The sequence below is a fragment of the Sciscionella marina DSM 45152 genome (assembly GCF_000379465.1).
In the GTDB taxonomy this organism is placed as follows: Bacteria; Actinomycetota; Actinomycetes; order Mycobacteriales; family Pseudonocardiaceae; genus Sciscionella; species Sciscionella marina.
Map to the genome: position 1 here is coordinate 328,805 of NZ_KB905381.1, position 12,603 is coordinate 341,407.

Genomic DNA, 12,603 nt, shown 5'->3' on the forward strand with positions numbered 1-12,603 from the left:
GGGGTGCGCTGTCGCGCCGGTGGCCGCCTTTGATCGACTCTGCCCCGATCGTCGACGTAGACAGGAGAACGTGTGCAGTCCGAACAGCTCGGCCGCGGCCTGACCGCACGCCACATCCGGTTCATCGCGCTCGGTTCGGCCATCGGGACGGGGCTGTTCTACGGCTCCTCGGACTCGATCGCGAAGGCGGGTCCCTCGGTGCTGCTCGCCTACCTGATCGGTGGGGCCGCGGTGTTCCTGATGCTGCGCTCGCTGGGGGAGATGGCGGTCAACAGCCCGGTTTCCGGTTCGTTCGGGGACTATGCGCGGCGCCATCTCGGTCCGCTCGCCGGATTCACCACCGGATGGACCTACGTGTTCGAGATGGTGATCGTGTGCGTCGGCGATGTGACCGCGCTCGCGGTGTACATGGGATTCTGGTTTCCCCAGGTGCCGCAATGGGTCTGGGTGGTGGCCACGATCTGCGTGCTCGGCGCGGTGAACCTGGCCAGTGTGAAGGTCTTCGGGGAGCTGGAGTTCTGGTTCTCCATCGTGAAGGTCGCCGCGATCATCGCGATGATCCTCGCCGGGATCGCCGTGGTGATGTTCGGGCTCGGCGCGCACGGTGGTTCGGTCGGCGTGCACAACCTGTGGTCGAACGGCGGCTTCTTCGGCGGCGGGATCGGCGGTTTCCTGGCCTCCTTCGCGATCGTGATGTTCGCCTTCGGGGGCACCGAGATCATCGGGATCACCGCGGCGGAGACCAAGGAACCGGCCCGCTCCATCCCGCGCGCGATCAATACGGTCCCGGTGCGCATCCTGCTGTTCTACGTGCTGACCATCGCGGTGATCATGATGATCGATCCGTGGCAGAGCATCGACGGCAGCGCGAGCCCCTTCGTGCAGATCTTCGAGAGCATCGGTTTCGGCCCGGCCGCGTTCGTGCTGAACATCGTGGTGGTCACCGCGGCGCTCTCGGCGATCAACAGCGATATCTTCGGCGCGGGCCGGATGATGTACGGCCTCGCGCGCACCGGCCAGGCACCGGCAGCGCTGCGCAAGGTCTCCCGCAACGGGGTCCCGTGGATCACCGTGGTGGTCATGATCCTCGCGCTCGGGATCGCCGTGGTGCTCAACTACGTGATCCCGAAGGAGGCGTTCACCATCGTCGCCTCGATCGCCACCTTCGCGACCATCTGGGTGTGGCTGATGATCCTGCTCGCCCAGCTGCGTTCGCGGCGCGGTCTGGACGCCGAAGAGGTGGCCGCGTTGCGCTTCCGGGTCCCGTTCTGGCCCTGTGGTCAGCTCGCGGCCACCGCCTTCATGCTGTTCGTCTTCGTGGTGCTCGCCTGGTTCGCGGAGACCAGGGTGGCCATCATCGTCGGGATCGCGTGGCTGGCCGTGCTGGCGGCGGCCTACCCGTTCACCCGCCGCCACCAGCAGCGACTCGATCAGCCCTTGATCAGCTCGTAGATCCCGGTCCAGCTCTGCGTGCCGTTCCCGGAGTCGATCAGCCGCCGGTACTGCGCGCGCACCACCCCGGCCAGCGCGGTGTCCACACCGGACTGTTCGCACGTGTGCTCGATGTGCTCGGCGGTGGCGCCCATCATGATCGCGTTCGCCAGCTCACCGGGATGCGTTCCCGCCTCGATATTGCGCGCGCCCTCGCCGAGGAAACTCGAGAATGTGTCGGCGAACCGCTGTGCGTGCGGGAGGAATTCGCCCGCCGTGATCCCGGCCGCGCCGACCAGCGCGGTGGAGTGCAGGTACGCGGAGAGCGCGGTGAGGAACATGTGCATCTGCGCCTGGTAGAACAACTGCGCGAGCGCCGGATCCGTTCCGAGGTAGTCCGGGGTGCCGAGCAGCCGTAAAGTGGGCTCGTGCGCGCGGAAATCCGCTTCCGGCCCGCTGAAGTAGATGAACGAGTGCTCGGTGCCGACCACGGCCTCCGGAACCATCACCCCGCCCGCGATCAGGCTCGCCCCGCGTTCGGCGAGCCAGTCGGCGGCCTCCCGGCTGCGCTGCGGGGTGTCCGAGGTCAGGTTCACGATCACCCGCCCGGAAAGCGCTTCTCCTGCGGTGCCGAGGATGTCGTACATGACCTGATAGTCGGTAAGGCTGAGCACGACGAGTTCGCTCGCCGCGACCGCTTCGGCCGGTGCACCGGCGAGCCGCGCACCCGCCTCGGTGAGTTCCGCTGCTTTGCTCGCGGTGCGGTTCCACACGGTGACCCGGTGACCGTTCGTGAGGAAGACCCGGGTCATGGCCCGGCCCATCGGGCCGAGCCCGAGCACGGTGATGGTCATGCGTTCGCTCCGATCTTGAGATATTCCACGATTCCGGCGAGGTCCTCGGCGCCGTGCCCGTCCTCGACGCGGCGCCGGATGAGCGCGCCGAGCGGTTCGAGCTGGCCGGTGCTGATGCCCTGTTCCTTCGCCGCGCGGAACAGGTTCGCGAACCCGGTGTCCTGCATGGCGAGGTTGGAGACCACCCCGGTGGCGAAGTCGCCGCTGTCGAGCTGTGCGGCGGACTGGGCGATGAACCCGCTCATCCCGTCCAGCCAGCGGTGCAGCAGCGGGGCCAGCGAGGCCGCGGAAACGCCGGCGCTCCCGGTCAGCGCGAAGGCCTGCAGCACACCGCCGAACATCCCGTACATCGCCGAGAGCAGCGCGAGATCGTGCAGCGCGGCCAGCCCGGGATCGGTGCCGACCTCGATGGCCTCGCCGAAGCTCTCGAGCACCGGCCGGTATTGCTCGAACACCGCGATTTCTCCGCTGTAGAACAGGAACGCGCCCGGGGAACCGATCATCGGCGGCACCGCCATGATCCCGCCGTCCAGGTACGCCGTGTCCAGCTTCCCGGCGAGCGCGCGGGCCTGCTCCGGGGTTCCGTTGGTCAGGTTGACGAATGCCTTGCCGCGCAGGGCATCCCCGGTTCCGGCGAGCGTCTGGTGCACCGAGTCGTAGTCGAGCAGGCAGGCGAGCACGAGCTCACCGCGCGCGATCGCGTCCGCGGGGCTGTCCGCGGCGTGCGCGCCCAGTTCGGTCAGCGGTGCCGTCTTCGACGCGGTTCGGTTCCACACGGTGGTCGGATATCCGGCGTTCAGCAGGGTTCGGGCGAGCGCGGTGCCCATCGCACCGAGCCCGAGCACGGTCACGGGTGGTTTGTCGGTCATGAGAGGCGGTCCTCCCCGAGCATCGCAGCGAGCGCTAGCGAGTGAGTCCACGAAGGCGCCGATCGAGTGAGGATACGAGGGAGCGCCAGCGACCGAGGCCCGGAGCGAGTGAGAAGCCGAGTCGATGTTGGAGCGCAGGGGAGGCCGCGTCGGGCCAGCACAGTCAACACAGTCATGGCTGCACCGTGCCCGCGGGCACGCACGATTCACGCACGGTCGCCCGTGAGTACGGTGGTGTGGTGCGATTCGGGGTGCTCGGACCGCTCGCGGTGTGGACCTCGGGCGGGGAACAGGTGGCGGTACCGGAGCCGAAGGTGCGCGCGCTGCTCGCCGATCTGCTGCTGCACGAGGGGCGGGTCGTGGCCGCGGACCGGCTCGTCGAGGACCTGTGGGGCGCCCAGCTGCCGGGCAACCCCGCGAACACCCTGCAGACCAAGATCTCCCAGCTGCGCAGGACACTGGAGCGCGCGGAACCCGGTGCCGGGACGCTGCTGGTGCACCGCGCGCCCGGCTATCTGCTCGCGGCCGGGCCGGGAGAACTCGATCTGAGCCGGTTCGCCGAACTGACCGCGAGTGCCCGGGAAGCGAACGACCCCCGGGTGCGCGCCGAACTGGGCACGGCCGCGCTCGCACTCTGGCGGGGTCCCGCGCTCACGGACTTCGCCGGGGAACCTTTCGCGGTCGCCGCGGCACAGCGGCTCGCGCAGGACCGGATCGCCGTGTCCGAGGAGTCCGCAACCGCCCGGCTCGAACTCGGGGAACACGCGGAACTGTGCGCCGAACTCGCCGCCCTGCTCGCCGAGCATCCGCTGCGCGAACGCTTGCGCGGGCTGTACATGCGCGCGCTCTACCGTTCCGGTCGCCAGACCGAGGCGCTGGAGCAGTACGCGGAACTGCGTGCGCGATTGCAGGGCGAGCTCGGCCTGGAGCCGGGACCCGAACTGACCGAGCTGCACCAGGCGATCCTGCGCCAGGACCCGGAGCTTGTGATCCCGGTGCGGCGCGGCACCCTGCCGAGCCCGCTGACCGCGCTCATCGGCCGGACAAGTGACTTCGATGCCGGTGCCGCGCTGTTGCGCACCGCCCGGCTGGTCACGTTCACCGGTCCGGGTGGGGTCGGCAAGACCCGGCTGGCGATCGCGGTGGCCGGGCGGTCCGCAGCAGCGGACGGTGCCTGGTTCATCGAGCTCGCCGGGCTCGAACGGACCGCGCCCTGCCCGGAGGAGGCGGTGCTCGACGCGCTCGCCGCCGTACTCGGGATCCGGGCCGGCTCACCGGCCGAGCTCGCGGATGCCTTGCGCGGCAAGGCTCTGTACACCAAAGACATGCTGCTGGTCATCGACAACTGCGAGCAGCTGCTCGACCCGGTGGCCGCAGTGCTGAACCCGCTGCTGCAGGCCTGCCCGGAGCTGCGGGTGCTCGCCACGAGCAGGCAACCGCTCGGCATCGCGGGCGAATCGGTGTACCCGGTGGAACCGCTTCCCGCGGCGGACGCGGCCCTGCTGTTCACCGAACGGGCCCGGGAACGCGCCGTGGGCACCGAACTCGATCCGGGCACGGTCGCCGAGATCTGCCGCAGGCTGGACGGTATTCCGCTGGCCCTGGAACTGGCCGCGACCCGGGTGCGCGGGCTCGGGCTGGTGCCGTTGCTCGACCGGCTCGCCGACCGGTTCACCGTGCTCGCCGCCGGGGACCGGGGTGTGCCGCGGCGCCAGCGGACCCTGCGTGCCACGCTCGACTGGAGCTGGGAACTGCTCGAGGAACGAGAACGGACCGTGCTGCGCCGGGTGTGCGTGCACGTGGACGGATTCGGCCCGGACGCTGCCGAGCGGCTGTGTGCGGACCCGGAGCTGCCCGCGGAGACCGTGCTCGAGGTGCTGGCCCGCCTGGTGGACCACTCGCTGCTGGTGCGCACCGGATCCGGGCGGTACCGGCTGCTCGAATCGGTCACCGCCTACGGACTCGAACGGCTGGCCGAGGCGGGTGAACGCGAGCGGCTGCTCGATGCGCACGTGCGGCACTACCTCGAACTGGCCGAGCGCGCCGGGCCCGGACTGCGCGGACCGCGGCAGCGCGAGTGGCTGGAGGTGCTGGACGCGGAATCGGGCAATCTGCGGGCCGCCGTGGACACCACGCTCGGCACCGCCGCGGATACGGCGCTGCGCCTGGTGACCGCGCTGAGCTGGTACTGGTTTCTGCGCGGCAGGTTCGGATTCGCGATCGCCGCACTCGATGCCGCGCTCGCCGTGGGCGGGGCGCCCGGGCTCGTGGCTTCGGCGAGCGCCTGGCGGACCGGGTTCCGCATGCTCGCCGGGACCGTTTCCACCGGGACCGGGCCGACCGGAACCGAGCCGGATGTGCGCGCGGCCGATCCGCTGGCGCGGTGGTTTCTCGGCTACGCCGCGGCGACCCTCGGGGACTGGAGCGGGGCCGTGCACACCGAATCCGCGCTCGGCGAGTTCGAGGAATCCGGGGACACTTGGGGGATCGCCGCGGCCCGCTGCGACCGGGCGGGTCTCGCGCTTGCCGAAGGGCGGCTCGCCGAGGCGGGCGCGGACGGGCGGATCAGCGCCGGATACTTCGCCGAGCTCGGGGAACGCTGGGGCCAGGTGCAGGCACAGTTCGTACTCGGGGTGCTCGCCGCGGTGGCCGGTGAGTACGAGCGGGCCGCGCGGATTCATCGCACCAGTCTCGGGCACGCCGAGGAACTCGGGCTCTGGCCGGAGGTTTCCTACCAGCTGTCCTGGCTCGGCCGCACGGCGCTGCTCGCCGGGGAACCCGAGGACGCGCGCCGGTTGCACGAGCGGGCCGCACGGCTGGCCGCGGAGCACGGCTTCACCGCGGGGGAGATGTACGCGATCACCGGCCTCGCCCTCGGTGCCCGCCGCGCCGGGGACCTGGACACCGCGCAGCGGCAGCTGAACACCCTGCACGACTGGCATCGGGACAGCGGCGCCGAAAGCCCGCTCGTGCTCGCCGAACTCGGTTTCCTCGCCGAACAGCGCGCCGATCCCGCAACCGCGCGCAAGCACCACCGGCGCGCGCTCGGCATCGCCGGTGACAACAGCGACCCGCGGGCGATCGCGCTGGCCACCGAGGGACTGGCCGGGGTCGCCGTACTGGACGGAGACCACGCCGAGGCGGCCCGGCTGCTCGGGGAGGCTGCGGCGCGCAGACGGTCCGTCGGCGCCCCGCTCCCGCCCGGTGAACGCGGTGATGTGGAGCGGATCGGCACCGCCGCGAAGGCCACGCTCGGTGCGCGGCGGTTCGCGGCGGAATTCGCGAAGGGTGAGAGGCTCTAACGCCGGACTGCGCGCAGCTGCCACATGGCGAGCATCGCGTGGCCCTGCTCGTCATAGCTGAGCTTCTCCGGTTCGATGCCGATCGTCTCGGTGATCTCCCGGACCTTCGAGATGGTGTCCCTGGTGAAGCCGGAGGAATAGCTCGCCGGTTCGATGCTGGTGATGTCCCACCGCGCGTCGAGTGCCGCGTGCAGTTCCTCCTTGCTGACCGGTTCGAGGGTGGCGCCCGGGTCCTCGCCGCCGAAACAGATCAGGTGCAGCACCGCGCCGGGATTGGTCACCCGGTGGATCGCCTCGGCATAGGCGCTGCGCTGTTCGGGCACGAGGCAGTGGAAAAGCGCGGAGTCGAGCACCGTGTCGAAGCCGGGCTCCACTCCCTCCAGGGTGGTGGCATCGGCCTGGACGAACCGCGCATCGAGACCGCGGGCGCCGGCCTTCTCCCTGGCCTTGCCGAGCGCGGTCGGTGACCCGTCCACCCCGGTGACCCGGTGTCCGCGTTCGGCGAGGAACAGCGCGTTGTCCCCGAGACCGCAGCCGATGTCGAGGATGCTGCCGCGCAGTGTGCCGCCTTCCTCGAGCGCGACGATCGCCGGCTGCGGGGCGCCGATATCCCAGGGCACGCAGTCCAACTGGAGGTCCTCGCTGGGCTGTTCGCCCCGGTAGAGGGCGTCGAAGTCCATGTCGGTGGGGAGCTGCTCGGTCATCGTTGCACCTCGGATCTCGTCGGGTTTTCTACTAAATTCATCGTACGCTGAATTTAGCGCCGGGTGCAATGAAATCCCCACTACCGGTGAGGGTTTCCGGTGCTCGTCATTCCCGTCGAGCACCGGCTTCGCGCCGAAGGGTGCTGATGCGGGGAAGTCGGCGAGCTCAGCCTTGACGGGTCGGGCGGAGGGTGATCTCGCCGATCTCCACCTCGTGCGGCTGCTCGATGGCGAATGCGATGGTGCGGGCGACCGCTTCCGGATCGAGCCCGAACTCTCGCATGGTCTCCGCGATGTGCGCCCGGGTCTCGGGATCCTCGACGTGGTCGGCGAATTCGGTCCGCACGTAACCGGGAGAGATCGAGGTGGTGCGCAGTACGCCGTCGGTGGATTCCTGCCGTAGCCCCTCGAGCAGGGTGCGCACCGCGTTCTTGGTGCCCGCGTAGACCCCCTGGGTCGGCACGATCCGCAGGCCCGCCGTGGACAGGGTCGTCACCAGGTGTCCCCGGCCCTGCCGCCGGAACACCGGGAGGGCGGCGGCGATGCCGTTGAGCACGCCGCGCAGGTTCACGTCGATCATCGCCGACCAGTTCTCGGTGCCCAGCTCGGCCATCGGACCGGTCCGGCCGATCCCGGCGTTGCCGACCAGCACATCGAGCCGCCCGAACTCGGTGACCGCGAGCGTGACCAGCTGTTCGAGCGAGGCCGGTTCGGTGACGTCCACCGTGCAGGTGACGGCCCGGCCGCCCGCGGCGCGGATCTGCTCGGCGAGTTCGTCGAGGCGGTCGGTGCGGCGTGCGCCGAGGACCACGGCGGCACCGCGTTCGGCGAGCAGCCGGGCGGTGGCCGCGCCGATACCGCTACTTGCCCCGGTGATCGCCACGACGGTGCCGGGCAGAGCTGACATGGGGATTCCCTCCGTTAGAGTGGACACGTGTCCGGTTAGCTTCGAAGGTACCGGACACGTGTCCGCCTGTTCAAGGAACGCAGCCAGGGAACACAGTCGAGGGCGCATGAACCCATCCCGTCGCCGTGCCGACGCCACCGAGAACCGCGCGCGCATCATCGAGGCGGCCAGGGCGGCCGTCGCCGAAGCGGCGGAGCCGAAGCTCAACGCGATCGCCAAGCGCGCCGGGGTCGGCCAGGGCACCCTCTACCGGCATTTCCCGACGCGCGCGGAACTGCTCGCCGAGGTCTACCGCAGGGACGTGGAGGAGCTGATCGTCGCGGCCCCGGAACTGCTCGCCGAGTACCCGCCCGTGGAGGCGCTGGCCCGCTGGTTCGACCGGGTCGCCGAGTACGCGCGGGTCAAGCGCGGGGTGTTCGCCGCGGTCGAGGTCGCGGTCTGGCGGGATCTTTCCGCGCACAGCCTCGGCCCGATCGGCGATGCGGTGACCACTCTGCTCGAAGCGGGCCAGGCAAACGGGACGATCCGCGCGGACGTCGACGCCAGGGACGTGATCATCCTGATCGGTTACCTTTCCCGGCTCGGGGAGGACGAATGGGATGCGCGTGCCCGGCACCTGCTCGACATCGTGCTGAACGGGGTGCGCCGCCGCGAGTAGTGGCCCGGATCATGCCGTTACGCTGCTCGGTGTGTTCGTGTTGCTGCCCCCTTCGGAGACCAAGGCCCTCGGCGGGGACGGTGCCCCGCTCGAGCTGGGGTCGCTCGCCTTCGGTGAGCTGAACCCGGTGCGTGCCAAACTCGCCGACGCGCTGGCCGAGCTCGCCGCGGATGTGCCCGCGAGCCTGCGCGCGCTCGGCCTCTCGCCCCGCCAGGAACACGAGGTGGAGCACAACGCCCTGCTGCGCGATTCGCCGACGCTGCCCGCGCTCGAGCGCTACACCGGGGTGCTCTATGACGCGCTGGACATCGGTTCGTTCAGCAAGGCGGCCCGGGCCAAGGCGGACCGTCGGCTCGCCGTGGCCTCCGCACTGTTCGGCATCGCGAGCGGTACCGACCGGATCCCGGCCTACCGGCTCTCCGGCGGGAGCGCCCTGCCCGCGATCGGTTCGCTTCCGGCACTGTGGCGGCCCGCGCTGGAGCCGGTGCTCGCCGGGATGGACGGGCTCATCGTGGACCTGCGTTCCGGGGTGTACGCCAACCTCGCGCGCGTGCCGTACGCGGTGACGGTGCGCGTGGTCACCGAGAACGCGGCCGGGGTGCGCAAGACGGTCAGCCATCACAACAAGGCCTACAAGGGGAAGCTCGCCGCGGTACTGGCCGCCGCGCGCACCGAGCCGTCCACTGTGGAGGGACTGCTGCGGCTGGTGGCGAAGGCGGGCCTGCACGTGGAGCGGACCGGCGACTACACGATCGAGCTGCTCACCGACTGAGAGTCCATATCACCCACTCGTGTCGGTAATCGGCTCGCTACGCTGCCGTCCTCTACTACGGAAACTTTCTGGAGGACAACGTGACATTCATCCGCAGAGCCGCGTCCGCCGGTGCCCTCGCGGTGCTCGCCGGTTTCTCGATCGCCGGAACCGCGGCCGCCGCCGACAACCCCGGCCAGCCGCAGCACGCGCCGTGGCTGGTGCACGCGAGCCAGTACAACGCGTGCAAGCTCAACCTGCGTGAGGGCGCGGACATGACCGCGAAGGCGGTGACCACGCTCAGCTGTGACGACTACGCGACCTGTGTGAACGCCGCCGCGGACAAGCCGGTGTGCGGTCCCTACGTCGTCGGCGGCAAGTACAGCTGCGTCGGCTCGGACAACAAGCAGGTCTACGACAACCACTGGGTCGAGGTGACGTACCGGGGCAGCAAGACCCCGACCTACGCGGCCGCCGCCTGCGCGGCGTTCCGCCAATAGGACTCCACCCTGAGGGCGCGCCCGGCTGGTCTCACAGACTTGCGGCCAGCCGGGTTCCCTGGTCGATCGCCCGCTTCGCGTCCAGTTCCGCGGCCAGTTCGGCCCCGCCGATGACGTGCGGGTCCGCCCCGAGCGCGGTGAGCTCCTCGGCGAGCCCGCGAGCCGATTCCTGACCGGCGCACACCACGATCGTGTCCACCGCGAGCAACTGCGGGCGTTCGTGCTTGTCCCCGAAACTGATGTGCAGCCCGGCGTCGTCGATCTTGTCGTAGCGCACATCGGTCAGCTGCTGCACATGCTTGGCCTTCAGCGCGGCGCGGTGCACCCAGCCGGTCGTTTTCCCCAAGCCCTTGCCGATGCGTGTTTCCTTGCGCTGTAACAGATACACCTGATGCGGTGCGGGCTCCGGGCGGGCCTCGGTCACCCCGCCGCGGGCCAGCTCCGGATCGGTGACGCCCCACTCCGCCTGCCACGCGCGCAGGTCGAGGCTGGGTGAACCGGCGTGGGTGAGGAATTCGCTCACGTCCACCCCGATCCCGCCCGCGCCGATCACCGCGACCCGGTCACCGACCGGTTTCCCGTGCTTGACGACGTCCACATAGGACAGCACGGATGGGTGCCCGATGCCGGGGATCGCGGGCATCCGCGGGGTGACCCCGGTGGCCACGATGATCTCGTCGAATCCGCCCGCGGCAAGGGTTTCCGCACTCGCCGGGGTGCCGAGGTGCTGTTTCACCCCGGTCAGTTCGAGCTGGCGGCGGTAGTAGCGGATGGTTTCGCCGAACTCTTCCTTGCCGGGAATTCGCTGGGCGATCGCGAACTGCCCGCCGATGGATTCCTCGGCCTCGAACAGTTCCACCGCGTGCCCACGCCCGGCGAGCCCGATCGCGGCGGAGAGCCCGGCCGGACCGGCGCCGACCACCGCGATGTGTCTGGCCCGTCGGGTCGGCAGCAGGCGCAGCTCGGTCTCGTGCGCGGCGCGCGGATTGAGCATGCAGGTGGCGCGCTTGAGCGAGAAGGTGTGGTCCAGGCAGGCCTGGTTGCACGCGATGCAGGTGTTGATCTCGTCGGCGCGCTCGGTTTCCGCCTTGCGTACCCAGTCCGGATCGGCGAGCAGCGGGCGGGCCATGGAGATGAGGTCGGCGTCCCCGCGAGCGAGCACTTCCTCGGCGGTCTGCGGCATGTTGATCCGGTTCGAAGTGACGATCGGGATACCGATGTGCGGCCGCAGTTTCGCGGTGATCCCGGTGAACGCCGCGCGCGGGACCGAGGTCACGATGGTCGGTACCCGCGCCTCGTGCCAGCCGATCCCGGTGTTGAGCAGGGTGGCGCCCGCCTGCTCGATCTCCCCGGCAAGCGCCAGCACCTCGTCCCAGGTCTGCCCGCCGTCCACCAGGTCCCACAGCGAGATCCGGTAGATGATGATGAAATCCGGGCCGGTGGCCGCCCGCGCTGCCCGCACGATCTCCACGGCGATCCGGCGGCGGCCCTCCGGGGTCCCGCCCCAGGAATCGGTGCGCTTGTTGGTCCGTGGGGCGAGGAACTGGTTGATGAAATAGCCCTCCGAACCCATGATCTCGATGCCGTCGTATCCGGCCTCCCGGGCCAGGCCGGCGGCCCGGCCGAAGTCCGCGATCTGTTTGCGGATCCCGCGCTCGCTCAGCGCGCGCGGGCGGAAGGGATTGATCGGGGCCTTGATCGACGAGGCGGAGACCGAGAGCGGATGATACGAGTACCGGCCCGCGTGCAGCAGCTGCAACGCGATCTTGCCGCCGGACTCGTGCACCGCGTCGGTGAGCACATGGTGCTTGCCTGCCTCACCACGGGTGCTCAGTTTCGAGGCCAGGGGATAGAGCGAACCGGTCTTGTTCGGTGCGAAGCCACCGGTGACCATCAGCCCGATCCCGCCGCGCGCGCGTTCGGCGAAGTACTCGGCGAGCTTGTCCAGATCGCGCGCGCGATCCTCGAGCCCGGTGTGCATGGAACCCATGAGCACCCGGTTGCGCAGCGTGGTGAACCCGAGATCGAGTGGTGCGAGCAGGTTCGGGTAAGTGGTCATGACCGGTCACGCCCCAAGGCTTCGAGTACTTCCTCGCACCACTCGACCATGCCCTGTTCGGCACGGATTCCGCCGCGCAGTACGAGGTACTGGTGCAATCCCCGGCCGTGCAGCGAGCCCGGATCGGGGAAGTCGTTCTTCTCGATCACGCGGTACACGTCGAGTCGTTCCGCGTGGTGGTCCCGGTGCCGCGCGACCTCGGCCCGGACCGCGGCCACATCCCCGAGGCTCGCTCCGCGCACCTTCACCGCCAGCTCCTCGCGCAGGTGCGCCGGTTCGCTCGGCTCGGCGAGCCAGCGGCGCAGTTCGGCGCGCCCGCCCGCGGCGATCCGGTAGTGCTTCTTGTCGGGGCGGCCCTGCTGCGCGATGTGTTCCACGGCGACCCAGTCCAGCTCCACCATCCGCTTCAGGGTCCGGTAGATCTGCTGATGGGTGGCCGCCCAGAAATAGCCGATGGACTTGTCGAACCGGCCGGCGAGCTCGTATCCGGAGCCGGGCCGTTCCTCGAGCGAGACGAGGATCGCGTGTTCGAGCGCCATGCCGGGCAGGCTACCTATGCAACAAGGTG

At 70.0% G+C, this 12,603-nt stretch carries 10 protein-coding genes and 1 pseudogene; 5 read left to right on the forward strand and 6 right to left on the reverse strand.

The window, feature by feature from the left end; translation table 11 throughout:
* The first annotated feature begins 72 nt into the window (after positions 1–72).
* A complete protein-coding gene (locus tag A37U_RS0107480) occupies positions 73–1,452 on the forward strand; it encodes an amino acid permease (RefSeq protein WP_020496002.1) in 1,380 nt (459 codons plus the stop codon).
* Here the strand turns inward: A37U_RS0107480 and A37U_RS54800 are convergent.
* Both A37U_RS54800 and A37U_RS54620 read right to left on the reverse strand, forming a co-directional pair.
* Positions 1,431–2,318 (reverse strand): annotated as a pseudogene (locus tag A37U_RS54800) (NAD(P)-dependent oxidoreductase); the annotation flags it as partial. The gene A37U_RS0107480 and the pseudogene A37U_RS54800 sit on opposite strands and share 22 nt — an antisense overlap.
* Positions 2,282–3,154, reverse strand: coding sequence for an imine reductase family protein (locus A37U_RS54620; protein ID WP_020496004.1), 873 nt, complete (start codon positions 3,152–3,154; stop codon positions 2,282–2,284). The pseudogene A37U_RS54800 and the gene A37U_RS54620, both read right to left, overlap by 37 nt.
* 185 nt (positions 3,155–3,339) lie before the next feature.
* Between A37U_RS54620 and A37U_RS0107495 the strand changes: the two genes are divergently transcribed.
* Positions 3,340–6,456, forward strand: coding sequence for a BTAD domain-containing putative transcriptional regulator (locus A37U_RS0107495; RefSeq protein WP_240437511.1), 3,117 nt, complete (start codon positions 3,340–3,342; stop codon positions 6,454–6,456).
* Here A37U_RS0107495 and A37U_RS0107500 read toward each other — a convergent pair.
* Complete coding sequence (locus tag A37U_RS0107500; RefSeq protein WP_020496006.1) at positions 6,453–7,160, reverse strand: class I SAM-dependent methyltransferase; 708 nt, start codon at positions 7,158–7,160, stop codon at positions 6,453–6,455. The two genes, A37U_RS0107495 and A37U_RS0107500, sit on opposite strands and share 4 nt — an antisense overlap.
* Before the next feature lie 166 nt (positions 7,161–7,326).
* A complete protein-coding gene (locus A37U_RS0107505; protein WP_020496007.1) occupies positions 7,327–8,067 on the reverse strand; it encodes an SDR family oxidoreductase in 741 nt (246 codons plus the stop codon).
* Between the two features lie 106 nt (positions 8,068–8,173).
* Between A37U_RS0107505 and A37U_RS0107510 the strand changes: the two genes are divergently transcribed.
* The 3 genes from A37U_RS0107510 to A37U_RS0107520 all read left to right on the forward strand — a co-directional run bounded on the left by A37U_RS0107510 (position 8,174) and on the right by A37U_RS0107520 (position 9,976).
* Positions 8,174–8,725 carry a TetR/AcrR family transcriptional regulator gene (locus A37U_RS0107510; RefSeq protein WP_020496008.1) on the forward strand — a complete coding sequence of 184 codons (552 nt, stop codon included), beginning with the start codon at positions 8,174–8,176 and terminating at the stop codon, positions 8,723–8,725.
* Between the two features lie 31 nt (positions 8,726–8,756).
* On the forward strand, positions 8,757–9,497 hold the full coding sequence (yaaA, locus tag A37U_RS0107515) for a peroxide stress protein YaaA (protein ID WP_020496009.1): 741 nt from the start codon (positions 8,757–8,759) through the stop codon (positions 9,495–9,497).
* 80 nt (positions 9,498–9,577) lie between these two features.
* Positions 9,578–9,976, forward strand: coding sequence for a hypothetical protein (locus A37U_RS0107520; protein WP_020496010.1), 399 nt, complete (start codon positions 9,578–9,580; stop codon positions 9,974–9,976).
* A gap of 31 nt (positions 9,977–10,007) precedes the next feature.
* Here the strand turns inward: A37U_RS0107520 and A37U_RS0107525 are convergent, their stop codons facing one another.
* On the reverse strand, positions 10,008–12,035 hold the full coding sequence (locus tag A37U_RS0107525) for an NADPH-dependent 2,4-dienoyl-CoA reductase (RefSeq protein WP_020496011.1): 2,028 nt from the start codon (positions 12,033–12,035) through the stop codon (positions 10,008–10,010).
* On the reverse strand, positions 12,032–12,574 hold the full coding sequence (locus A37U_RS0107530; RefSeq protein ID WP_020496012.1) for a PadR family transcriptional regulator: 543 nt from the start codon (positions 12,572–12,574) through the stop codon (positions 12,032–12,034). Before A37U_RS0107530 ends, A37U_RS0107525 begins: the two co-directional genes overlap by 4 nt.
* Between the last annotated feature and the right edge of the window lie 29 nt (positions 12,575–12,603).

What these genes read in the sequence shown, in the direction of transcription:
- A37U_RS0107525 (WP_020496011.1), bottom strand. Translation starts at nt 12,035, where the DNA reads ATGACCACTTACCCGAACCTGCTCGCACCACTCGATCTCGGGTTCACC.
- A37U_RS0107500 (WP_020496006.1), bottom strand. Translation starts at nt 7,160, where the DNA reads ATGACCGAGCAGCTCCCCACCGACATGGACTTCGACGCCCTCTACCGG.
- A37U_RS0107505 (WP_020496007.1), bottom strand. Translation starts at nt 8,067, where the DNA reads ATGTCAGCTCTGCCCGGCACCGTCGTGGCGATCACCGGGGCAAGTAGC.
- A37U_RS54620 (WP_020496004.1), bottom strand. Translation starts at nt 3,154, where the DNA reads ATGACCGACAAACCACCCGTGACCGTGCTCGGGCTCGGTGCGATGGGC.
- A37U_RS0107530 (WP_020496012.1), bottom strand. Translation starts at nt 12,574, where the DNA reads ATGGCGCTCGAACACGCGATCCTCGTCTCGCTCGAGGAACGGCCCGGC.
- A37U_RS0107510 (WP_020496008.1), top strand. Translation starts at nt 8,174, where the DNA reads ATGAACCCATCCCGTCGCCGTGCCGACGCCACCGAGAACCGCGCGCGC.